Genomic DNA, 23504 nt, shown 5'->3' with positions numbered 1-23504 from the left:
TATTATGAATAAAGAATTTACATATTTACATGAAATTAGTTATTGATTATTAAATAAAAGTGATTTTACTCATAGTGAATATAATTTAAGTGGAAGTAGATATTCAAGTAAAACATATAGTATTGCAGAAGAATTAGCAATATTAATAGCCATTTCAATTAAAGTTAATAAATCAATTGCTATATATTGTTTTAGAAAATTAAATAAAGATATTAATGATTTAGTTAAAGAAATATATAATGCTTTAATAACAATTGATTTTAATGATTATAAAGATTTTAATTTAAAATATCCAAATAAACAAGCAGATTTTAGATTTAAAGGTAGTAAATCATTTATTAGAGTTATGGGTGTATATAGTAATTCAAATGATAGAATACCTTTAAAAGGTCTTTCTCGTAGTGAAATAAAAGGTTTTGATTTAGCAATTGAATGATGTGAAGAAGCAAATGAATTTAGTCAACAAGAATTTCAAGCAATAACATTTGCATTAGGAAATGCTAAAAAAAGAATAAAAATTAAAAGTTGTAATCCAGATAATATTTATCAATATTTTATTGAATATATGAATAAAATAGTACCTTTTAATTTAGACATTATGAAATCTAATAATGAACAAATTAAATCAATATTTGATAATAATATTTTTAAATTATTTCATTATAGTAATTGAAAAGTAAATTCTCATAATTTGACATTAGATATGATTAATGATTTAGAAGAATTAAAAGTATTAGACCCTATTAAAGCACAAAGTTGATATTATGGTGTACCAAGTATTCTTACTGGTGCTATATTTGCTAGATATCTTGATAATGTAGGAACTAAATTAGATTTTCAAGTACAAAGATTAACTGGTGGATTAGATATTGGAATGGCAACAAGTAGTAGTGGTCATCCAACTGCTGCTTCATTATGATTTATTGGTGAAAATGAAAATAGTAGAAGAGCGCATAAAGAAAGTGAATTTTATCATAGTAATGTTACTATGCAATATAAAGATACTGATACTTTAGCAAATGATATTATTAATTATTATATTAATGAAAGTAAACGTTATATAGCAATGGTATTTGGTTTTACTTGTTATGTTGATTATGGTAATGGTGGATTAGTATTTATTGATGTTTTAAAAAGTTGAGTTAAAAAACGGAATATAACATGATTAAAATTTATAGCAGTAGATAAATCAATTTTATATTTAAATGATAGAATTGATTTTACAACAATTTGTATGCTTAGAAATATTATTAGTTTTAATTGAGAAAGATGTTCAGAAACTAAAAGACAATATAGTTTAATGCAATGATTAGATAAAAAGAAATTAGATACTAATAATAATACTCCAAAAATGTTAGATTTACATGATGATACTTGAGATAGTGATATGTATGCTTTAATGCATGAAATTAAATGATTAATTAATGGTATTAATAATAAATTATTAATTAATAAAAATAAATTTAATGGTGATGAATTATGATAAATACAATGGAATATTTAAGTTGTGATAAAAGTAATTGATATATTGATATACCTATGATTATTGCTCAAAAATCAACTAAATTATGATTAGGTAAAGGTTTTTTATTTAATTCAAGTAAAAAAGAAATATTAGATTATTTAAATGAAATGAATTTAAAAGATAAATGATTAGAAAAATTTTATAAATTTGGTTTACAAAATAGTTTAATGGGTAAAGTATTTATTATGATTATAGTTAATGAAGATAATAGTAAATCACTTAAAATATTACCTAATAGTTTTTGTGGTAGAGTTGCTAAATATAATGAACAAGAACAATCAGCAGAATTTTATTTTATTAATGAACAAGCAGATAGTGCTACTTTAACATGAGTAACAATTCAAAATGGAAAAGTTAAATATGAAACTTATAAAGATAATAATAAAGATATTATTTTAGGTTCTACACGTACTAAATTAAAACCAAATATTAATCCATTAAAAACTTATGAAATTAAAAATCCATTTAATTATATACCTATTTTTGAAATAACTAATTTACCAATAATAAATTTATATGGTAATGCTACAACTTTAAATGCATATCCAGATTGTACACCAGTATGAGATTTAATTTGAGATTTAAATCGTGTAATTAGACAAAAAAGATTAGAAAGAGAATTAAATGTTACTACTTTATTTGCTGCTTTAGATAATGAAACAGTTAAAGAAATGCAAGAAAATGGTAATATTGCAGAAAATCCTAAAAAAGATATGTTTGTGAATGTTGGTAGTGCTGGTTATGATAAAAATGGTAATGGTGGTATGCAAATTATTCAAGGTGACCCTAAATTTAATGAATATTGATTAGATTATAATGGTACTGCTAAAGTAATATTTAATGGTGCTGGTTATGATTATGATGAACATGGTAATGATGTTTATACTAATAAAACACAAAGTATGTTTAATAATAAATTTGATATGGAAACAACAGAAATAAAAATAGCATTTTATAGTGCTTATTTTTATCGTATATTTGATTTATTACTTATTAGTGAAAATTTATGAAATGGTATTGGAGAAAGACCTTATAGTTTTAAATTTATTCCAATTGCTATGACTGACCAAATAGTACAAGACCAAATTATTAATTCAAGATTAAATAATGGCACAATGACAATAATTGAAGCAATTGGTGAATATGATAATATTGACCAATTAATGGCTGAAAATAAATTAGAAAATATTATTAATGAAAATCAAAAAATAAATAAAGATTTAGGAGATAATGAAAATGAGCAGACATCAACAAATACAATTAATGAAACACGCTCACATGAGATTAAAAATGCAACAAATATTAATTAAAAGACAAAGTCATTGAAAAATATTTCCATTTATTATAAATAATGGTGCAATACCTTTAACTGAAACTGGTTATAAACCAATTAATAGTAAAATTAGTGATTTTGGTCAATATGAATTAATATTAACTGGTAATACTCCGGTTGTATGTATTTGAAAAAATAGTACAAAAATATATCAAAAAAATAAAGGTAAAATTGACCCAGTAACTCATAAAGTTACAGGTCAAGATGAATTTTATAAAAAAGAATATAAAATTGGTGATTATTGAAATGCTTATTTAATTGATGATACAAGTGGTGTAGATTTTAGTAATTTACCAAATAATCAAATATTTAAAACAGTACAAACTAAAAGACAATATACTTTAGTAATGTTTGAAGAACATATTACAATTGATGATTATTTACAATTTTTTGTTGTATTTAATGATGAAAATGAAAATATTGGTGGTAATAGTAGTAAAAATCAAGATAGACAATTATTATATATTTCAAATGTAACAAATTATTATAGTCCTTATAATGGTGCATTTAGTATGCAAGTATTAACTTTTAGTAGTTTAAATGATAGAGTAGTTTCTAGTGGTCAAAATACACTTGATTTTGTACAATATGCAAGTCCGGGTAGTGGTTATGCTTTCCCTACTATTCAACAAGGAAAAGTAACTTTAAATCGTACTTTAATGTGTGATATTGGTGTAAGATATTCTCATAGACAATCATATGGATTAGAATTATTATCAAGTTGTTATTATTATGGAAGACCTATTATTCAAGGACAAGAACCTATACAACAAGGAACAGAAGAAATATTTGAAAGTAAAGTATTTGCTTCAAGAAGATTATTTATTGCTGGTAATAATGAAAAATCTACAACTAATATTAAAAATAATGGTGGTTTACTTGCTGGAATAAATGATAAAATAACAACAAGTAGTCATCCAGAAACTACATTTTATAATATTATGGATGCAAAACCTACTGGATTTACTAATTTTAAAAATTTTACAGAATGATTAAAAACTTCATTAAATTTTCAAGATAATTTATTTGTAACAAAAGATTTTAAAGGTATGCTTTCTTTTGATAAAGATAAAGCAAGATTAAGTAATGGTACATCAGTAGGAGAAGCAAAATTTTTTTGAGATAGTGAATGAAATATAAATAATTTAACGGGTAATTATAATGTAGATATGAGTAGTAATTTTAAATATAAAGACCCAGATACTCATTTAATTATAGGAAGTCCAACTGTAGATTATTCAAAAATCAGTCAAAAATATATGTCTGCTATATTAAATTTTAATAGTGTAGTATTTTCTCCATTAATACAAATGCCTTATGATAGTCAACAATGATTACCATTTGCTTTAAGTGATATTCCTTTAATTGGTAAATTATTAAATGCTTTAACATTAGGTATATGAAGTAGTTGAGTTATTACTCAAAATGCTCAACAATATAAAAAAATGTTATATTTTAATGGTTTTATGTCAGCATTTTTTACAAGTAATTTAGAAAGTATTATTGGTAATGGTGGTTTAATTCCTTTAAATGCTTTTACAAATGATAATGATTTTACTATTGGTAAATTATTAGGTGCAAATGTTTCAACAACTGCTATGACTATGAAATTAAGTGATAGAATAAGTGTTTATCCATGAGACCCTAGTTCTGGTCATAAATTAGAAACTAAAGAACAAATAAGTACAATTGATTTATCACAAAAGAAAAATAATAAAATTTATATTTTAGCAGAAGATACAGAGTTTTTAGATATAGCAAGTCCTTTTACAAATGAAGATAAAGATTGTCAATGAAATCCTACAAGTAATGGAGTTATTGATGGTTCAAATTATGCTTATATTATTGATACAATTGTAACTCAATCATTACATCAAGGTGAAGAAAGACATACATTTTATAGTGATAATCCATTTACTTATCAAGGTGATTATAATGAAATATCAATTGCTCAATTTCGTTATAATAATATGGGTTATTTAACTGGTAATGCTTTTAATTGAACTACTTTATATAAATTAAATCATGATGAATATGAAGAAAGTGAAGAAACTACATTTTCATATCCAGCAAAAATATTACCACCAAGTCCTCAAAATATAGCAAAATCAATAATTATTAATCCAGATTTAAAAATAGAAATGACAGCAAATAATATACCTTTAACAGATACAAGTTCAATACCAGTAAAAGATAATACAGAAAATTGATGACAAGTAAATAAAAGTAAACAAGTTAATTATGAAGTTGATTTAAAATCATTATTAGACCCTACATTATTAATTAAAACTTTTAATGATTTAAAAAGGTATTATAAAAGTATAACTTTATATTATAATTATGATATTGAAACAGAAAAAGAAATTAAAAATGTTTCTTTTTTCTATAACACAATAAAAATAACAACTAATTTGTCAGGTACAGAAAATTTTAGACCATCAAAATAAGTAAAAGATATAAGTGTAATAATTGAATTAAAAGATTTAATTTTCAGAAATATTCAACCAAATCCCGCACCTCATTTTTATCATTGAAATCATGCTAATTCTGATAGTCAATACATAAAAGATAGAACTGGAACATCATATATGTATGGGTATGCTGATAGTGATTATAATTTAAATGGTTATGAATTTATTATAAAAGATAATGGAGGTTTTTATAATTGAAATATTGAATTTAGTAATCAAAAATCAATTGGTTTTTGTATAGTTGATAATAAAGATTTTAAATGAAATTTTTATTTACAAGCAACATTAGGAAAAATTGAAAACAGAATTATTATTGATACTGTACCGGTTCAATATGGTTATGCTTATATTACAATCAAATCATTAAAAGTAAATATTTATAAAATAATATTAAATAATAGATAATATTGATATAATTTACCTAAAATCACTAAAATATCAAAGGAGTTATTATGTCAGATGGTATTATGTTTTTAATTGCAATTTTTGGGATAATTATAGGAACTTTTTTTCTTTATTTAATTAATAAGGGTATAGAATTATGTAAAGAAAATAATTCCTTAGGTGTACTGCTTTTATTTTTTACTTTAAATATTTTTGGTTTAATTTTTGGTTGTTGTATTATTTCAAATTTAAGGTATAAGGAAAAAAAACATTATATATTAAATTAGAAAAATTTTTAGATAAACAAGAAAAAAATAAAACCACACAATCTTAAATATTAATGTATAATTTACTGTAATACTTATCAAGGGTTATAGAGAAAGATAAGTATATAATCTCACTGTTATATTATTAAGTTGGCACCTAATTAAAAAGTTACCAATAAGGTAACTTTTTTGTTATTGATATTTTTAAATTTTAATTATAAACTTGTTATATTATTTGTAGAAAAATTAGGCTTATTATCAATTGCTAAATGTTGTTCATGATTAATAGATTTTGTAAATTCATTAGTTCATTTTTTTAGATTTTTAAGTTCATTTTTTTCTTTTAAGTTATTTATATCAAATATTTCTCTTTTTGCTTTATAACCACATCATTCTGTAGTTATAAATACTGCTCCAATTTCGCCAATCAACCCACCAACTGCTGCTCCAATCAATGTTCCTATTCCAGGAAGAATGCTACCTGCTGTTGCTCCTATTGCCGTTGCAGTACTAACAGCAGCAATTTTTTTGCCTGTACTATGGCAATATGTGTTATCATTATGATTATAATGCACTTCTTCAATATGATTATCATCATGGTGAATAATATAATGTTTGTTGATATCTATTTTTTCAAATAAATCCCGATTACGAATTAAATATCCTCCATCATCTGTTCAAGCACATATATCTCCTTCTTTTAAGTAGTTATCATCACTATTTTTATTTATTCTAAAAATATTTTTTATTTTTCCAAGATTTTTATTTCATTTACTTTCATAAGTATGTTTATTTTGTAATAAATTTTCAAATTCTTTTAAGGTAATATTTTCAGTTTTTATTTTTTCTCCTGTAACAGTTCCATCTTTTGAAATATTGGAAGTATTTAAAAAATAAATTTCTTCTTTTTTTGTGTTTACATAATAATTATTATTAAAATTTATTATATTCGTTATTTCATCACTAATATTATTAAATTGATAAACAATACTATTAGCACCAATTAAATATAAAGCATTAGTTGTTCCAACATATATATCGCCAGATTTTAAATCAATACCTTTAGTTTTTTCATCTAAAACTTTTATTGCAGTTATTTTTCCTTGAATTTTTTCAATTTGTGGTTTTAAATCACAAAATTTATTATTTAAAAGATTTGTTATCGAACTTGTTAAATCTCTACCGAATCGTCTATTATGACAATTTATATTTTGGTTATAATAAATAAAAGAAAATAATAAAAAATTATTTAATGCTGGCCTTACAATTTCTTGCAAAAATCTTGCATTATTTCCTTGATTATTATTAGGAAAATTTGCAAAATATATTCCAATATTTTGTAATTGTAAATTATTAGAATTTGAACTAATTAAAGAAACAACATCGCCACCAGCATAATATAAATCACGAGCAGTATAGATTGCATATTGTCCAGTACCTGGGTCTATAACTCTATAACGAATGTTTGATAAATCTTCTTGTGGATCATGACCATTTGAAGAAGTTGAAACAATTAAAATAGAATGTCCTGCATACCCTCCATATGCTCTATAAGTTGGCTGAAAACCTTGACCAAAAATCAATGGCATATTATTTTGTAAACTTGAACGAACTAGTGAATCTAAGTTACGAAAAAAAGTATCTCTAAAATCTATTTCTATATTTGCTTGAATTTGTTCATTAATCCTACGATCTGCTTCTTCTATTTCTATATTTGCATTTTGAATACCTAATTGTTCTTCTAATTGTCTAATACTTCTTGCAATATTTAATGTTTCTGATAAGTGATTTCATTGATTACGTATTGCTTCATCAACTGTATTACCTGGAATGTTATCAGCAGTTGTTTGAAGCCCAAAATAACGTGGTGCGTGAAAAAATTGTATTGTATATGGTTGTGTTTGTATATTTTCACTTCTAATAATATCATTAATTATATTGACAACATTTTCTGAATATACTCCACCACCTATAATTTCATTATTTTCATTTCTCAAATATTCAACATTCATTCTTTCAGATAAATAATGTTGGAAACTAGAGTATTCAGTTAAACCAGCGCCCTCCCTACTTAAATTTATTCTATCTAAAAAATTATTTATATTTAATCCTAAATTTCTTAAAATTGCTTCAGAAGTAGCAATAGCACATCAAACAACATTTTCTTGAGAAAATAATGGTATATTTACGTTAATTGCTCATTCATTATTATTTCTTGGTTGTCTTTTATGTCTATTTCTACTTTTTTCATGTCTATGTTTATGTGTACTTGTTTCTAATTCTTTTTGATAAATTGGGTCAATATTTTGATTTGTTTCATTTAAATTATATGGTTGATAATTAATACTTGTATTTGTAAAGCTATTTGGTTCATCTATTGATTCTAAACCGGTATTGTTACTAACTCAATCTTTAATCTTTTTATTATCAATTGACTTAGCATATATACCTTCACTTTTAGAATTAAATAATGGTGCACTTAATACTCATAATTTAAATCAATAAGTTGTATTAAAATATTTCATTATAAATATTTCCTTTCATTAATAAATATGTGTTAAAAACAAAAAAAAAGAAAAAACTACTCTAACTTCAACGAATTAGAAAGGCTCTTAATTTTATTTTATCTATTTAAATAAAAATATTTTCATTAAGTTTTTAACAATTAAATTATATACATAAAAATTTTAAAATGTGAAAATATAATTTTTTTAAAATTTAATTTAATTATTTTTATAATATTCTTTAATTTCTTTTATTTTATTATTAAAATCTAATTTATGTTTTTTACACATTTTAAAAAATTGAATTGTAGTATCTTCTAAATCTAAAGTTTTTAAAGTAACTAATACTTTATTATTACAATCTTTAACAATACATTTAAGTAATACTTTTTCTTGTTTTTGCATTAATTATCTTCCTTTTTACAATTACATAAATTAATTGATATATTTAATTGTTTTAATTTTTTTAAATTTTCTGATGATTCAATAATTGCATTTTTTGTAAAAATATCCATTTCAAATTCTATTTTCATTATTTACTCCTTATTTAAATAATATCAACCAATTAATAAACTATCTGCTTCATCATGATTAGCAATATTAAAATCTCATTCATTTTCTGAAATAATGATTTGTGCCATTGCTAATGATGTTTCTTTTGTTCATTTTTCATTTTTAATATCTCAATATGCTCCAAAAGGTCTATTTTTATATCATTTCTTTCACGTCAAATTATGAACTAACATATCTTTTGTTATTAATTTATTAAATCAACCAGCAATAAATCCTCTTAAATGTTCCAATGTTTCTTTACCTTTACCTTTATTAATAAAACCTTGCTCAATACATAAAGTTAATTGTTCTCAATATAAACCATTAACTTTATTTAAAATAATATTATGTATCAATTTCATATAATTTTCATAATTATAATTTTTAAAATTATAACTATTAATTCAAATTGGTTTTTTATTTTCTCATAATGTAAATCCAGTATTTTTAATACTTGGGTCAATTGAAAGTAAATAATTAGTCATAATTTCTATACTCACTTTTATTATTATTTTTTAAATTTTTAAATCTTTCACGAATTTCTTTAAATTTATCAAATAATACTTTTAAATAATTTTCACCCATTAATATTAAAAAATCTTTATTATTACTTGGATTTAATCTTTCCATATCTTCTCTTATACATTCATCAAATAAAACTGTATTTGTAATCATATATTTTTCAAAATAATCTAATTGTTTTTCACTTGGTTCTCATTTTTCATTTTGTATTTTTACATTATTAATATTATTATTTTGATATTTATTATTATTTTGTATTAAATTAATATTATCATTATCTGGGTCAAGTTCATCTTCACTTAATAATAATAAATTCATTAAAAAATATCTATAAGCATAAGTTTCTGCACTACCTTTTGCTTTTGCTATATCTGTATTTTTAGCACAAGCTAATATATCAAAATATTTTATTTCTTTATCATTATCTAAATCAATAATTGTATATTTTTTAAAATAAGTTATTTCTACTTCTTTAGTATCTAAATAATTTATTTTTCTATCAGTTGTTAATATATCTTCATGTGTAATAACAATATTTAATTCTTTACATAATAATTTAAATTTATTAAAAATATCACTTAATAATCAATATTTATAATTTCCAAATTTATTAAAACCATTTTTAGGTGTACTACCAATTTCTAATTGTAATTTAAGTATTTTTTTATATAAATTATTCATTATAATCACTCTTTCTATTTATTTATTGCTTTTTTAATTAAACTTCTTATAAAACCATTAATTTTCATATTTTTTTCTTCACAAATTTCTTTTAATTTTGCATAATCTTTTTCAGTAAATCTTAAATGAATAATAATTTGTTTAATCATTAAATCTTCTGGTTTCTTTTTAGGTGCTGCTACCATATTTATTCACTACTTTCTTTATTGATAAATAATTCTTTAATTCTTTCACCATATTTACCATTTTCAATATCTTTAAAAAACATTTGTAAATCATTTTTAATATCTTGAAAACCTTTATTTTTCATATTATTACACTCCTTTAAAATTTTCTAATTGTAATTCATTAATATAATATTCATATAAGTAATCTCAATTATTTGATGTTAAATACATATCTTCTTCAATCATGTTATTAATACATTTATTACAATAATAAGTATTTTCAATTTCATGTAATTCAGAAAATCATATATATTTTTCATTATGAATATTACATTTCATTTTTTCACCTATTAATTTATAAAAGCATTTATTACAAGTTCTATTCCCATATGATGAATTTTTATGACAAATATCACATGAACCTTTAATTCTATATTCTCTACATTCCATAATTATTAATCCCTTTCTATAATTTTTAATATTTCTTGTATTTCAATATATTTTTTATTTTTAAGTAATTTTTCATTACATAAATTTTTTATTAATTGTATTTTTTCAACATTAAGTAACATATTTTTTTCCTTTAATACTTTAAATAAAATATTTTTTCATTATGAGTTGATATATCTTTTATTGGCGTAACAATATAATTTATTGCTAAGTCATTATCGTTATATGGATTATTTATTTTAAAACTTTTCATATCTTGTTCTCATGTAATGTTATATTTAAAACATTCTTGATTTTTATCATTTTTAAAAATATAATAACCATTATATTGTTCATAAAATTCACAAGATATTAATTCATTTTCATTTGTAGTAATATTTGGAATATTTTTTATATATTTTAAAATATCACTACCTTTAACACTTTCAATATCTTTTGTTATTGATTTTTTACCTAATTTATAATAAAAATCTTCAATTATTTTTAATGCTATTTTTTTATTTTTTTCATCAATAATAGTATCTTTAATAGGAAATCATGTTTCATATTCACCAATTTCTAATAACATACCTTTAGTTGTTTCTTTAATTTTATTTTTAATATCTAAATTAACATTAATCATTACGAATCCTTTCTACTTTACGTATAAGCCTTATCACCTACAGTGATAAAAGGCTTATATACTACTAACTACTTATCTACTATACGTAAGGCTTATGCTACTGTAAGTAGCAAAGCCTTGGAGGGTAGGGGTTCTAGGGGAAGGGAACCAAAAAAATATCAAGTTGTAAAAGAGCATGATAAAAATTACTATTTGCAAATTCCTATACAATAGCTTTTATAATTTTTATTAAATTTGGAATAATTAATTACTTTAATAAAGTATAGGTTTAACAAAATAATTAATTATAATTGTTCAACAATTAAAAATGAGAGTATTATCTCTCATTTAAGTTCTTTTTAAATCTAACCATTAACTTGATACGCCCTAAAGATGAGATAAAACCAAGATGTCATTTGGGTCTGTGACTTATAAAAAATGGTTCCATAAAGAATACTGAATGTTTGGTTACAGTTCAAACATCGTATTCTTCTCAAATCAGAAGTATTCAAACTAGAAGAAGCACATCTGATGCATTTCATTATTTTCAACTTCGCTATATATTTCAAACAATCGTTTTCAGTTTGAAATATGCTATTGAATTCATTTCAATTCATTTTTTCCTCCACACTAGTACATGTGGGGATAATTTCCTTTTTTAATTCTTTCAATTGGAGTTTCAGTAGCATCAATAGCTAACAAATTATTATTAGTACCTTTATTTTTTGTTAAATCTTTTTTTCCAGGTAAATTAAAAATTCCGCTTTTTATTAAAATATTTTCAATTCAAAAAATATTACGAATGCAACTAGTATGACTAATATTATATCTTTTTGCAATAACTCTATAACTACTATAGTCTTTTCAATATTCTAAAGTCATTAATAAACGCTCTTCAATTACAATTTTATTTTTTCTACCACCATAATATTTTTGTTTAGACTCAGCAATTTTTAAAATTTCAAGCATTTTATAAAATGTTTGTGGCTTTATGCCGACTAAACTATAAAATTCTTGATCATCTTTATATTTTTGCAACATAATAACTATCACCTTTAATATTAATAATAATCGTTAAATTGTTAAAATTAAAGGTTTTGCACCAAGTCTAATTAAAGATTTATTAAAATATAAGTATTCTAATTAAGCAATTTTAAATTTAAATTTCTTTCAAGGAGTTGATTTTTATGAAAACATTTGTAAAAAATTTAAGTTCTAGATGAAGTTTATTTTGGAAATTATTTAAAAAAGAACGATTTGTTAAAAAGAAAAATTTTTAATGTAAATAGACCACCATAATTATGGTGGTCTATTTTTATGGTTCTTTATAATGAATATTTAATTTAAAACCTAAAATAATAATTGTAGATATTAAAATTATTGAATCTAAACTTACAACTTCTCAATTTTTTATAAATATTCCATAAGATATTCATAAAAAACAAGATAATAATTGAATTAATAACATAAAAAATGATAAATCACGTACTCTTTTTGTTTTTATGATTTTTATAATTTGGGGTAAAAATATAAAACTATTTACAGCGACGCTAATCAACCAATTATTTCTGCATTCATATAATATTCTCTTTTCTTTCTTTTTATTTTCTTTTAAAATAAAACAACGATATATGAATTATCTCATATACCATTGTGTTTAAAATAAATTTGTAAATCAATTAAATAATTATTTTTGAGTTTCGCTTTCATATATTTTTTTGTTTGCTTCTGCTATTTTTACATATTTATCTTTTTGTTCATTTGTCATTTCTTTTCCATGATTACCAATCAATTTGGCAACTTCTGCAACTTTTGATTTAAGTTCAGGTTTTTGTTGGATAATTTCTGCTCTTTTTTCTTTACTAAAAAGCATATAAGCATTCATTGGTCTTTTAACTTTATTAGACATATTTTTACCCCTTAAATTTTATTTTTGTGTAAATTTTGTTACTGTATTATCAAATGATTTTTGATGGCATTTACCACTACAATATATAAATTTATCTCTATATAGAAAATCAAATTTATACTCTTTTTCACATGATGCTAAGTAACATTTAGTTGTAATAATTGCCATTTAATTTTACCCCCTTAAATTTAAATGTACATTATTATTTTATAACTGTGTTGTTTAGTAAAAAAATTATCCTTGTAAAAAACCATAAATTTTTATAATTTTATTATTATATTTATTTTTAACATGAAATCAAAAATCAGAAGGTTTATGATTTATTTGAGAATTAATAATAGCAACTCAAATTCCATCACCAAGTCTTTCATAATTATAATCAGTAATATTTTTAGAAAGATCACTAGGAAATTCTGATTTTTTTATAACTTCAGGTCATAAATCTTTTTCAACAAATATTGGAACACTTATTCTTTTATATTGAAAAATATAATTATTTTTAAATTTTATAATTATGCCATTAATTGCAAATGATAAAATAACTTCTCCTTTATATTTATTTTTACCAATAATCGTTGCATTGTTAGAAGTTATTGGTTCTTTAAATTCAAAATCATCTGGAGTTAAAAATTTAGTAGTGCTAGGATTTTTATCTTTAATAGCTTTTAATAATTCATCTTTATTTGGTATATCTTTTTGCGTTATTATTTTACCTAAATTCTTTATTTTAATCATTGTAGTGAAATCAATTTGAATATAACTAACTTTAATATTATCTTTAGTGCCTTCAAACTTACTTCCTTTAGCAACAATTTTAATATTTAAAGAATTACCTGCAGTAATATCACTATCTGGTATAGCATTTGTAGTTCCTGATTTAAAAACATCATAATCAGTAGTTTTGATACTTGATAAATCAGAAATTTTTGCTAATGCTGTTTGTAATTTTGCTAAGAAATCTAATGCTGTATTTGCATCTAATTGTCCTAAAGCAATTGGACTTGTTATTTTATTTGAAATATCAGTTTTTGTATCCGAAATTGGTGATGGTTTTTCTCCACCACATGCAACAACGTTAGTACTTGTTGTTCCAATTAAAGTAATTGTTCCTAGCATACTTAGTAATTTCTTCATATCTTTTTACCCCCCTTAAATTTAAATGTACATTATTATTTTATATAATTTCTGCAATAAGTTCTTCATATGCTTGTTTTTGACGTCAATAATAAGGATTTGTTCAAATACTATTTAAGTTATTCTCAATTGTTTTAAATGTTTCAGAATAAGAAATTTTAGATTTAGATAAATTATTCAATTTCTTTTCATTTAATAAATTCAATATTTGCTTTAAGTTTTTTCCTTCTTTAATTCCATTTAATAAAATTTTAATGTTTGGGATATTTTTTTGTTTTTCTCTACAAAAATGGTTTAAAGTATTTTGTAAATCCATTAATCCTTTAATACTATTCAATCCTTCATTAATTGGCACAATAATTACATCTGAAAGCATTAAAAAACTTACAGATAATTCATTTATTGTTGGAGGATAGTCAATTAATACATAATCATAATTTTCAAATATTTCTTGATTATTTTGATAAATTATATCAGATAGTAAATATTTTTCTTTTTCAGAATATGTTGCATTTATTGTAGCTGAAATTTTATTTAATTCCTCATTTGCCATTATAATATCAATATTTTTATATTTTGTTCTTTCAATTAAATTAATAATTTTAATAAGTTTTACTGCTGATTTTGAAGCAATTATATCTAAAATACATTTATCATTTTTAACATCATTATTAACTTGCATAGTAATTGTAGCTTGTGGGTCTAAATCAATAAGTAAAACCTTTTTATTTTCTAAAGCAAGTTTATAAGCAATATTTTTACAAAGAGTAGTTTTTCCCACAACACCTTTTTTATTACAAATAGAAATCATTTTCATAACTATTTATTCTCCCTTATTAAATCAATCAGTTAAAATTTCGTTCATTAAAGTTGTATAACTTCATTTTTTATCCTTAGCTTGTTTTCTAAATTTTCTTACTAATTCAACTTTACATGTCATTGGTGGCATAATATCTTGATAATCAATTTTGTTATATTTTTTAGTTTTATTATAACTTGATACATTTTCAATTGTTTTTAAAATATCTTTATCTGAAATATCATTCTCTAAAAATGAATTTCTTATTTTTTTTATTTGTGGCATAATAATATGGGTGAGTAAAGTTAATAGTTATAATTTAATTTTCTTTAAATAAAAGACAACTTTAAATTATTAATTGTTGATTATATTATATACCTTTTTATAAACCTGAGTTGTAAATATAAATGGGACAGTTTTTTAAAATAATTGTATTAAATCTATTGGTCTTTTATAAGAGAGCGATTTTCTGGGTGTAGAATTAATTTGAAATGCTATAAAATTTAAATCTTTTTGTTTATATGAAGATAGATCTGTAGATTTTGGTAAATATCTTCTTAAAATACCATTATTATTTTCATTTAAACCCCTTTGGCAAGGTTTACCAGGAACTGCAAAATAAATTTGGACATTACAAATTTTTTCGATTAATCTTCATTTACTAAATTCTTTACCACGATCAAAAGTAATGGTTTTAACTGTTCCTTTTTGTAACTTTGAAATAAATTTTATTATACTTTTCGTAATATTTTCTGATTTATGATTTTTAGTTGCTAAAGGAATTGTGGTTTTTGATCATATATCAGCCAAAGTAATAATAGAACTTTTATGATCTTTGCCAATGATAGTATCACCTTCTAAATGACCAAATTCTTGTATATTTTTAATATTAGGAATGATTAAATTTCTTTCATGAATAGACTTACAATTATTAATTTTGCCCCTAGTTTCTTTTTGTTTGTGAGATTTATTTTTGCCTTTTCTCAATAAGTTATTTTCATCAAAACCCATTCGATTTGTTTTAAACATGTTATATAAAGTTTTTGTTGAAATACTTTTTATTTTATTTTCCTTTAAAAAGTTAGCAATTATATCAAGATCATACTTTTTAGTAATTAACAAATGATTAATACTATTAATTTCTGTTAAATTTAAAATTATTAATTTTCTGCCTGCATTTTGTTTATTTTTTTGAAATTGATTCAATATTTCTAATGGCAATAAGTTTTTATTTCATAATCTACAAACTCTATGTACAGTTGATTTACTATAATCAACAATTTTTGCTATTTTACGAATCGAAAATCCATAATTTTTATATTCTTTTATTGCTATTATTGATTCAATACTCAGATACTTATACATTGCGCTAATTCCTTTCTTTTCTTAATTATAGACCTAACACAATTTAATTTTTATATAAGTGTCCTTTTTAATTTTACAATTAAAGAAATATAATCAAGTATTTTAGACTATTATTTTAAAATTATCTAAAGTAAAAATTCCTAACTATTTAGGTTTAGATTTATTAAATTTTTAAAATATTAAAGTAAAAGATTTAATTTATTAATTCTTGCTTAATTAATTATAAGCATATTATCAAGAACTTTATCATTAAAAATTTTAGCACCATATCCTTTTAAAGATTTAACTAAATGTGAAACATCACTTTCAGCACAAACTCCTTTATTTCAATTTTCTTTTTGATTTATAATTCCTTCTTTATTATTTTTAAAATATTTATATATTTCTTCATTAATATTATTTTCTTTTAAAAAATCTAATAATTGATAATATTCACCATTAACAAATAAATCATATGCATTTGTTAATTTTTTATTATCTACTTTTCTATTAAAAATAAATCCTTTTTTAAGTGCTTTAAATGCATGATGTCTATCAATTACATAAGGAATATTTTCATTTTTAGCAGAAGTTTTAATTCAAGGCGCACCATAACCAATAAATACTAAACCACTTTTATTATAAATATATTGTAAATCAAGAAATTCATAAATTTTATTAATAAATTCTTGTTTTTTAATTCTTTGACCATTCTTAGTTTTCATATAAGTAATTTTTTTATCTTTTAAAACATTTCTACTTTTAGTAGATTTTTCTAAATCTTTACCTTTATTTGCACTAATTGTACGAATACGATTTTTTTGTTTTTTATTATCAAATAAAGAACTTATAAAACAATCATCCATATTTACAAATAATTTTTCAGTTGGTAAAACTACTTTTTTTCTTTTATTTCTTCAACTCCTATTACTGCATTTTTCATTACATTAGTCATATATGTTTTAGAAAAATTACTATTTTTTAATATATCTTGAACATCAGATTGTCTTTTACCATTACCTGAATTTTTTATTATTGTATGTTCTAAATTAGTTAATGTTCTTTTTCTTTTTTGAATTTTTATATAGTTATCTAAAGGATAATAATATTCATTAGTTTCTAAAATTAAATAACATCTACGATAAAAATTATTTATTTTACCATGTTGAGTATTTGGACTTCTTTTAGCAGTTTTAACATATTTATATTTACTTTTATCATATATATTTTGATATCAAAAATCATCATATGCTTTTAATAAATTTGTGAAATAGTTTAAACCATGGTTTTTAATTTGATTATCAAGTTCATTATAATTAAGTTCATTTTCTAGAAAATTCATAATATTATTTCCTTTCTTAATTTATGATTTTGATTATAGTAATAATTATTATTAAAGTGGTGAAATATGCTTTTATTAAAATGTTATAATTACTATATAAATTATTGAATATAGGTGATAATATGCCAGCAAAAAGAAAAGAATTAGGAAATTATAAAGAAAAGATAAATTAATATTTTAGAGATAATAAAAATGTTCCAACAAGAATGACAAAAACTGGTTTAAATTTAGCATTAGGAATTGATAGAAAATATATATTTGATTGCCGACGCTACCAGACAAAATGACAACAAAATTTTCTAAAAGATTATGATAAAGCATGTCAAAAAATTGCTAATTATTTATTAAGAAATACTATGAAAGACCCAAAATATCAATGAGAATATTTAAGAAAATGTCATCCAGAAGAATTTGATGATTTACAAAATAATTTAGAAGAAAATAACTCAAAAAATAATATAATTATTAACATTTGTGAACCTAGAAAAATAGAAAATAATGATTAGAAACCTATAATAAATATAGGTTTTTTTCTTTATTTTAAAGGGAAAAAATGATATAATTTAATTAAGCGATTATGTTATTTATTAACATAAGTTACAAGGGATTATCAAAAAAAGCGATTATTAAACAAGGGAGTATTTTTATGTCTAATTTTGAAGTTAAAGAAAAAAAAGAAACTTATACTTTTGAAGAATTACAAGAAACTTTAAAACAACAAAGAAATGTTGTATATGCACAAGCAAAAGATGAATTTCTTAAAAAAGAATTAGAACCAAAAATAAATGAATATCAAACAAAAATAAAAGAATATGAAAATAAAATTAATAGTTTTGAAGAGCAACAATTATTTTCTAATATTAAAGATACTAAAAAAGTAAATTTAATTAAAAATTTAATGAGTACTGATAATTATAAATCTTTATCTAAACAAGAAGCATTTAATAAAATAAATGAAGATTATAAAGATTTTTTAATTAGACTTGGTGCAAAACCTTTAATTTTAACAATTTAACGATTATTATTAATATTAAAGGTGATAGTTATTATGTTGAAAAAATATAAAGATGATCAAGAATTTTATAGGGCTTTTCTCCCTTTATGTACTATTTTTAAATTTTATCACATAAATGATGAGAAAAGCCTATCTACGGACTTCTCCCCACATTTTTAAATCAAACATAACATTACAGTTTCAAAACTAGGTATATTGTTGAATTTATATGCCGATTCTTTTGCGTATAAATGAACATGATGTTTTTCAACTTTGATATGTGTTTTAAATGTTCGTCTGATGTGCTTTCATGCCGATTCAATCTGGTTTATGTTTACACCAGTTTTTGAAACATAGCCATCTTGATGGTTAACTGTTTCATGCTTAGTGAAAACTGATTTAAAATGGCGATATCCTTTTTAAGAATCAGTATGTACATCACACTTTGAAGAAATGTGGTTTCTTGCAAATTGCAAAAGATTTTTTTGATTTGCATTTTTCAACACTTTCACAATTAAATTATTGGTTGTTTTTTCATAAATCCCAACAATCAAAGTTTTATTTTTTAAGGATCTTCCTTGTTTTTTAAAACCCATATGTGAAAGATACATTTCATCCATTTGCACTATGCCCTCAACAATGAATTGAGGTTCTTGTTTTGCAATTGCACTTCGGATTTTATGACCCATTCTTCAAGCAGTTTTCAAAGTTACTCCCAATTCTTTTGCAACATCAGTTGATGGAATTCCATGTTTGGTGTTTATTCATCTAAAGATGAGATAAAACCAAGATGTCAAAGGTGTTTGTGACTTGTAAAAAATGGTGTCATGAAGAATACTAAATGTTTGATGACATTTCAAACATCTTATTCTTCTTAAATCAGAAGTATTCAAATTTGTTCAAGAACACCTCATACATTTGTTTTCCTTCAAACTTGCTATATATTTCAAACAATCTTTTTCTGTTTGAAATATATTGTTGAACTCATTCAATTTCATTGTTTCCTCCACAAGTACATGTGGGGAGAAGTCCGTTTTATAGTTTAGTCGGCATAAAGCCACAAACATTTTATAAAATGCTTGAAATTTTAAAAATTGCTGAGTCTAAACAAAAATATTATGGTGGTAGAAAAAATAAAATTGTAATTGAAGAGCGTTTATTAATGACTTTAGAATATTGAAAAGACTATAGTAGTTATATAGTTATTGCAAAAAGATATAATATTAGTCATACTAGTTGCATTCGTAATATTTTTTTGAATTGAAAATATTTTAATAAAAAGCGGAATTTTTAATTTACCTGGAAAAAAAGATTTAACAAAAAATAAAGGTACTAATAATAATTTGTTAGCTATTGATGCTACTGAAACTCCAATTGAAAGAATTAAAAAAAACTAAAATTACTTTTTTCAGGTAAAAAGAAACATCATTCTCTCAAATCCCAAATAATTATTGATATTTCCAATGGAAAAATTATTTCAACTGCTTTTTGTTTTGGAAGCATTCATGATTTTAAATTGCTTCTAAAATCTAAAACTTTTATTCATCCAGAAAAACAAGTTTTTGTTGATTCAGGTTATCAAGGTATACAAAATATTCATAAAAATACATTTTTGCCATTTAAAAAAAGTAAATACAATCAATTAACACCAATTCAAAAAGAATACAATAAAACTTTAAGTAAAATTAGAATTAAAATTGAACACGTATTTGCTAAACTAAAACGTTTTAAAATTTTAAGTTTAAAATATCGCAATAAAATACGAAGATTTGCATTAAGATTTAATTTAATAGCAGGAATATATAATTTTGAATTACCTTAGTTTTGCACCAAGTCTTATTATTAATTTTACCGTTAACTGAAAAAGGAACTCGTCGATGTGAACTAATTAAGGCACTATTAATAATTGTTCCTAATGTAGTAATATCAACATTACCACCACTAATTACACAAACAACATTTTTATCTTTACCGATGATTTTATCTAATTTACCAGAAAGAATAGCAGCAACACTAACAGCGCCACTACCTTCAGTTACAATTTTACATTTTTCTAATAAAAATAACATTGCTTGCGCAATTTCTTCTTCGCTAAAAGTAACAACTTTATCAACATTTTTCTTTTAATTTTCACAAAAAATCTTGATATTACTTTTAATTTTAAATTAAAAGTAATATTTTTATATCAGGGGTGATTTTTTGTGACTAATAATGAATTAATTGATGTTTTAAAAAACAAAAAAGATGAAGAATTTATAACAATTATTAGACATTTTAAAAATAGAATTAAACAAATTGAGAAAAAAGAAAAATTAGATGCAATTGATAAAAAATTTAAAGAAAAAGGAATGCAATGTCCAAATTGTAAATCTTATTGATGTGTAAAAAATGTTTTTAAGAATAATAAGCAAAAATATTTATGCAAAGATTGTAAAAGTAGCTTTGATGCTTTAAGAAATCATTTTTTACATTGAAGTCATTTTTCTCATGAACAATGAGATTGAATAATTTGATTGTCATTGTTAGGTCAATCTGCTTATATTATTTCTCAATTTGCTAAAATTTCAAAAACATCAGCATGATTTAATCGTCAAAAATTTATGAAATCATCACAATTAGCAAAAACACAAAAACCATTCACAAAATTAAAAGGTAGAATTGAAATTGATGAAACTTTTATCAAAGAAATTCATAAAGGAAATTTCAAAAATCCAGATGATCCAAGAAAAAAATGAATTGAAGAAAATGCTAAAGATTTAAACTGTTGTATTGAAATGGCAATTGATGAAAATAAAAATATTTATGCTCAAACAACAAATACTAAAAGATTAACAAAAAAATGAGTACAAGAAAATTTAACATCTAAGCTTATCGAAGAAAAATCAATTATAGTTTGTGATATGCAAATACTATATGATACAGTAGCTAAACAAACAAAATGTATTCTCAAGAAATTTAAATCAAAAGAAAATAAAGAATTAAATTATAAAAATTTAAGTAATATCAGTAAAATACAATCAAGTTTAAAAGAATTTATTACTCATTATCATGGCATTGGATTTACCAATATTCAAAATTACCTCAATTGATGAAAATTTAAATACCAACATTATAAAATATCACCTTATGCAAAATCTGAAGCATTATATTTCAGTTTGTAAAAAAAATAAATCCCAAAATTAAATAAAATCAAATTTTAGGGAGGCTTTTATGTAATCTGTGTATCTTTGTTTTACAAGGTACTAGTTTAGATTAATTCTGTCTTCAAATTTTATCATAAAATGAGCAATTGCTGTATTTCAATTTTGAATAGGCATTGTTCATTTTTTTGTTATATTTTCAATTGCTAAGTAAAATATTTTGAAAACTGCCATATCGTTAGGAAAAACTTTTTTATTTCTAATAACTTTTCGTAATTGACTATTAACAGATTCAATAGCATTTGTAGTATAAATTACTCTTTTAATTTCTGGTGGATAACTAATAAAAACCATTAAATTATCTCAATTTTTATATCAAGATTTAGTAATTTGAGGATATTGTTTATTTCATTTATTTTCAAACGATTCTAAAGATTGCATTGCTTGTTCTTCACTACATGCACTATAAATTGGTTTTAAATCTGTAACTAGAGATTTTCGATGTTTGTATGAAACATATTTTAAACTATTTCTAATTTGATGAACTATGCATAATTGATGTTCGGTTTTAGGATAAACTGATTGTATTGCTTCTGACATGCCTGTTAAATTATCACTACAAGCAATAAGAATATCATTTAAGCCTCGATTTTTCATTTCTGTAAAATTAGATAATCAAAATTTAGAACCTTCATTTTCACTAATTCATAAACCTAAAACATCTTTTTTACCTTCTAAATCAACTCCTAGTGCTATATAAACTGATTTGTTAATAATCCGTTTATCTTGTCGTACTTTAACTACTATACAATCAAAATAAACAATCGGATAAATACTTTCTAATGGCCGATTTTGCCATGCTTTGACATCATCAATAACATCATCAGTAATTTGACTAATAACACTTTCACTAATATCTGCACCATGATATAACTCTTGCAATCGCGTTCTAATATCTGATAATGTCATACCTTTTGCATATAGTGAAAGAACTTGTTGATCAAAACCATCAAATCTTCTTTGTCTTTTTGGCACTATTACAAGAGTAAAATTACTATTACGATCTCGTGGTACATCGATCTCAATTTTACCTTCTTGAGTTATTAATTTTTTTGAAGTTATGCCATTACGAGCATTTTCACTATTACTATGTTGATTTTTTTCATATCCTAAATAATTTTGCATTTCAGAATTCAACATTTTTTCCACTAATCTTTTTGTTAATTCTTTATATAAACCTCCTTCTTTAAAAACTGTTGTTAAATCTTCAGTATTTTCTAGTAATAAATCTACTGCTTGTGATATTGGATCATTATTATTAATGTTTTGTTTTTTAACCATTTGTAACTCACTCTTTCTAGTCATTTAATTATATTTACTAGAATT

At 22.3% G+C, this 23504-nt stretch carries 35 protein-coding genes; 12 read left to right on the top strand and 23 right to left on the bottom strand.

Annotation, left to right across the window (positions count from 1 at the left end):
• Nucleotides 1-4 precede the first annotated feature (4 nt).
• From AAHM78_RS13080 to AAHM78_RS13060, 5 genes are all read left to right on the top strand, one after another.
• Complete coding sequence (locus tag AAHM78_RS13080; RefSeq protein ID WP_342253479.1) at nucleotides 5-1486, top strand: hypothetical protein; 1482 nt, start codon at nucleotides 5-7, stop codon at nucleotides 1484-1486.
• Complete coding sequence (locus tag AAHM78_RS13075) at nucleotides 1480-2835, top strand: hypothetical protein (RefSeq protein ID WP_342253478.1); 1356 nt, start codon at nucleotides 1480-1482, stop codon at nucleotides 2833-2835. The genes AAHM78_RS13080 and AAHM78_RS13075 overlap by 7 nt, the downstream gene beginning before the upstream one ends.
• Entirely contained in the window at nucleotides 2762-5305 is a 2544-nt protein-coding gene (locus AAHM78_RS13070) for a hypothetical protein (RefSeq protein WP_342253477.1), read from the top strand. The genes AAHM78_RS13075 and AAHM78_RS13070 overlap by 74 nt, the downstream gene beginning before the upstream one ends.
• A 141-nt stretch (nucleotides 5306-5446) precedes the next feature.
• A complete protein-coding gene (locus tag AAHM78_RS13065) occupies nucleotides 5447-5734 on the top strand; it encodes a hypothetical protein (protein WP_342253476.1) in 288 nt (95 codons plus the stop codon).
• Between the two features lie 47 nt (nucleotides 5735-5781).
• Nucleotides 5782-6000 carry a hypothetical protein gene (locus AAHM78_RS13060; protein ID WP_342253475.1) on the top strand — a complete coding sequence of 73 codons (219 nt, stop codon included), beginning with the start codon at nucleotides 5782-5784 and terminating at the stop codon, nucleotides 5998-6000.
• Between the two features lie 194 nt (nucleotides 6001-6194).
• Here the strand turns inward: AAHM78_RS13060 and AAHM78_RS13055 are convergent, their stop codons facing one another.
• The 20 genes from AAHM78_RS13055 to AAHM78_RS12965 form a co-directional block, all read right to left on the bottom strand.
• Nucleotides 6195-8504, bottom strand: a complete 2310-nt coding sequence (locus AAHM78_RS13055) for a hypothetical protein (protein WP_342253474.1) — start codon at nucleotides 8502-8504, stop codon at nucleotides 6195-6197.
• Nucleotides 8505-8702: 198 nt separating this feature from the next.
• Complete coding sequence (locus AAHM78_RS13050; protein ID WP_342253473.1) at nucleotides 8703-8888, bottom strand: hypothetical protein; 186 nt, start codon at nucleotides 8886-8888, stop codon at nucleotides 8703-8705.
• Nucleotides 8888-9016 (bottom strand): hypothetical protein, encoded by a 129-nt coding sequence (locus AAHM78_RS13045; protein ID WP_338977469.1) that lies wholly within the window; start codon nucleotides 9014-9016, stop codon nucleotides 8888-8890. The genes AAHM78_RS13050 and AAHM78_RS13045 overlap by 1 nt, the downstream gene beginning before the upstream one ends.
• 3 nt (nucleotides 9017-9019) lie before the next feature.
• Nucleotides 9020-9520, bottom strand: a complete 501-nt coding sequence (locus AAHM78_RS13040; RefSeq protein WP_342253472.1) for a hypothetical protein — start codon at nucleotides 9518-9520, stop codon at nucleotides 9020-9022.
• Entirely contained in the window at nucleotides 9513-10238 is a 726-nt protein-coding gene (locus AAHM78_RS13035; RefSeq protein WP_342253471.1) for an ERF family protein, read from the bottom strand. Before AAHM78_RS13035 ends, AAHM78_RS13040 begins: the two co-directional genes overlap by 8 nt.
• 14 nt (nucleotides 10239-10252) lie before the next feature.
• Complete coding sequence (locus tag AAHM78_RS13030; protein WP_342253470.1) at nucleotides 10253-10423, bottom strand: hypothetical protein; 171 nt, start codon at nucleotides 10421-10423, stop codon at nucleotides 10253-10255.
• A 2-nt stretch (nucleotides 10424-10425) separates the two neighbouring features.
• A complete protein-coding gene (locus AAHM78_RS13025) occupies nucleotides 10426-10548 on the bottom strand; it encodes a hypothetical protein (protein ID WP_342253469.1) in 123 nt (40 codons plus the stop codon).
• A gap of 4 nt (nucleotides 10549-10552) precedes the next feature.
• A complete protein-coding gene (locus AAHM78_RS13020) occupies nucleotides 10553-10744 on the bottom strand; it encodes a hypothetical protein (protein ID WP_342253468.1) in 192 nt (63 codons plus the stop codon).
• A 244-nt stretch (nucleotides 10745-10988) separates the two neighbouring features.
• Nucleotides 10989-11477 (bottom strand): hypothetical protein, encoded by a 489-nt coding sequence (locus AAHM78_RS13015; protein ID WP_342253467.1) that lies wholly within the window; start codon nucleotides 11475-11477, stop codon nucleotides 10989-10991.
• A gap of 344 nt (nucleotides 11478-11821) precedes the next feature.
• Nucleotides 11822-11968: a hypothetical protein gene (locus AAHM78_RS13010; protein WP_342253466.1), complete on the bottom strand. Its 147-nt coding sequence runs from the start codon at nucleotides 11966-11968 to the stop codon at nucleotides 11822-11824.
• Between the two features lie 118 nt (nucleotides 11969-12086).
• Nucleotides 12087-12497 (bottom strand): transposase family protein, encoded by a 411-nt coding sequence (locus AAHM78_RS13005; RefSeq protein ID WP_342253465.1) that lies wholly within the window; start codon nucleotides 12495-12497, stop codon nucleotides 12087-12089.
• A gap of 274 nt (nucleotides 12498-12771) precedes the next feature.
• Nucleotides 12772-13014 carry a SemiSWEET family sugar transporter gene (locus AAHM78_RS17195; protein ID WP_425289743.1) on the bottom strand — a complete coding sequence of 81 codons (243 nt, stop codon included), beginning with the start codon at nucleotides 13012-13014 and terminating at the stop codon, nucleotides 12772-12774.
• Nucleotides 13015-13143: 129 nt separating this feature from the next.
• Nucleotides 13144-13365, bottom strand: coding sequence for a hypothetical protein (locus AAHM78_RS13000; protein WP_342253464.1), 222 nt, complete (start codon nucleotides 13363-13365; stop codon nucleotides 13144-13146).
• A gap of 18 nt (nucleotides 13366-13383) precedes the next feature.
• Entirely contained in the window at nucleotides 13384-13533 is a 150-nt protein-coding gene (locus AAHM78_RS12995; protein ID WP_342253463.1) for a hypothetical protein, read from the bottom strand.
• 66 nt (nucleotides 13534-13599) lie between these two features.
• Complete coding sequence (locus AAHM78_RS12990) at nucleotides 13600-14499, bottom strand: lipoprotein (RefSeq protein WP_342253462.1); 900 nt, start codon at nucleotides 14497-14499, stop codon at nucleotides 13600-13602.
• 40 nt (nucleotides 14500-14539) lie between these two features.
• A complete protein-coding gene (locus tag AAHM78_RS12985) occupies nucleotides 14540-15316 on the bottom strand; it encodes a ParA family protein (RefSeq protein WP_342253461.1) in 777 nt (258 codons plus the stop codon).
• A 6-nt stretch (nucleotides 15317-15322) separates the two neighbouring features.
• Nucleotides 15323-15583, bottom strand: coding sequence for a hypothetical protein (locus AAHM78_RS12980; RefSeq protein WP_342253460.1), 261 nt, complete (start codon nucleotides 15581-15583; stop codon nucleotides 15323-15325).
• A gap of 135 nt (nucleotides 15584-15718) precedes the next feature.
• Entirely contained in the window at nucleotides 15719-16663 is a 945-nt protein-coding gene (locus AAHM78_RS12975) for an IS30 family transposase (protein ID WP_342253459.1), read from the bottom strand.
• A gap of 212 nt (nucleotides 16664-16875) precedes the next feature.
• Nucleotides 16876-17508 (bottom strand): hypothetical protein, encoded by a 633-nt coding sequence (locus AAHM78_RS12970; RefSeq protein ID WP_342253458.1) that lies wholly within the window; start codon nucleotides 17506-17508, stop codon nucleotides 16876-16878.
• A 29-nt stretch (nucleotides 17509-17537) separates the two neighbouring features.
• The gene (locus AAHM78_RS12965; protein ID WP_342253457.1) at nucleotides 17538-17984 is read right to left on the bottom strand and encodes a UPF0236 family transposase-like protein; all 447 of its coding nucleotides are present in this window, start codon (nucleotides 17982-17984) and stop codon (nucleotides 17538-17540) included.
• 206 nt (nucleotides 17985-18190) lie between these two features.
• Here AAHM78_RS12965 and AAHM78_RS12960 point away from each other — a divergent pair, with 206 nt between their 5' ends.
• From AAHM78_RS12960 to AAHM78_RS12950, 3 genes are all read left to right on the top strand, one after another.
• Nucleotides 18191-18490, top strand: coding sequence for a hypothetical protein (locus AAHM78_RS12960; RefSeq protein WP_342253456.1), 300 nt, complete (start codon nucleotides 18191-18193; stop codon nucleotides 18488-18490).
• Nucleotides 18491-18630: 140 nt separating this feature from the next.
• Complete coding sequence (locus AAHM78_RS12955; protein WP_342253455.1) at nucleotides 18631-18999, top strand: hypothetical protein; 369 nt, start codon at nucleotides 18631-18633, stop codon at nucleotides 18997-18999.
• Nucleotides 19000-19032: 33 nt separating this feature from the next.
• Entirely contained in the window at nucleotides 19033-19158 is a 126-nt protein-coding gene (locus AAHM78_RS12950) for a hypothetical protein (protein WP_342253454.1), read from the top strand.
• Nucleotides 19159-19397: 239 nt separating this feature from the next.
• Here AAHM78_RS12950 and AAHM78_RS12945 read toward each other — a convergent pair whose 3' ends face one another.
• The gene (locus AAHM78_RS12945; RefSeq protein WP_342253453.1) at nucleotides 19398-19976 is read right to left on the bottom strand and encodes an IS1595 family transposase; all 579 of its coding nucleotides are present in this window, start codon (nucleotides 19974-19976) and stop codon (nucleotides 19398-19400) included.
• On the opposite strand from AAHM78_RS12945, the gene AAHM78_RS17190 reads away from it, so the two are divergent.
• From AAHM78_RS17190 to AAHM78_RS17180, 3 genes are read left to right on the top strand one after another with little or no spacing between them, the layout of a single operon-like run.
• The gene (locus AAHM78_RS17190) at nucleotides 19976-20272 is read left to right on the top strand and encodes a transposase family protein (RefSeq protein WP_425289742.1); all 297 of its coding nucleotides are present in this window, start codon (nucleotides 19976-19978) and stop codon (nucleotides 20270-20272) included. The genes AAHM78_RS12945 and AAHM78_RS17190 overlap by 1 nt on opposite strands.
• Entirely contained in the window at nucleotides 20184-20375 is a 192-nt protein-coding gene (locus AAHM78_RS17185) for a hypothetical protein (protein ID WP_342254712.1), read from the top strand. Before AAHM78_RS17190 ends, AAHM78_RS17185 begins: the two co-directional genes overlap by 89 nt.
• A 50-nt stretch (nucleotides 20376-20425) precedes the next feature.
• On the top strand, nucleotides 20426-20800 hold the full coding sequence (locus AAHM78_RS17180; protein ID WP_342254611.1) for a transposase family protein: 375 nt from the start codon (nucleotides 20426-20428) through the stop codon (nucleotides 20798-20800).
• Here the strand turns inward: AAHM78_RS17180 and AAHM78_RS17175 are convergent.
• Nucleotides 20760-21047, bottom strand: coding sequence for a hypothetical protein (locus AAHM78_RS17175; protein WP_425289741.1), 288 nt, complete (start codon nucleotides 21045-21047; stop codon nucleotides 20760-20762). The genes AAHM78_RS17180 and AAHM78_RS17175 overlap by 41 nt on opposite strands.
• A 132-nt stretch (nucleotides 21048-21179) precedes the next feature.
• Here AAHM78_RS17175 and AAHM78_RS12930 point away from each other — a divergent pair, with 132 nt between their 5' ends.
• Entirely contained in the window at nucleotides 21180-22139 is a 960-nt protein-coding gene (locus tag AAHM78_RS12930) for an IS1595 family transposase (protein ID WP_342253451.1), read from the top strand.
• Nucleotides 22140-22220: 81 nt separating this feature from the next.
• Here the strand turns inward: AAHM78_RS12930 and AAHM78_RS12925 are convergent, their stop codons facing one another.
• Entirely contained in the window at nucleotides 22221-23459 is a 1239-nt protein-coding gene (locus AAHM78_RS12925) for an IS256 family transposase (RefSeq protein ID WP_342255186.1), read from the bottom strand.
• Nucleotides 23460-23504 lie beyond the last annotated feature (45 nt).

Source organism: Spiroplasma endosymbiont of Zeiraphera isertana (assembly GCF_964030805.1).
GTDB lineage: Bacteria > Bacillota_I > Bacilli_A > Mycoplasmatales > VBWQ01 > Spiroplasma_E.
Note: the sequence above shows the minus strand (reverse complement) of the source record. Positions and strands in the feature narration are given on the sequence as shown.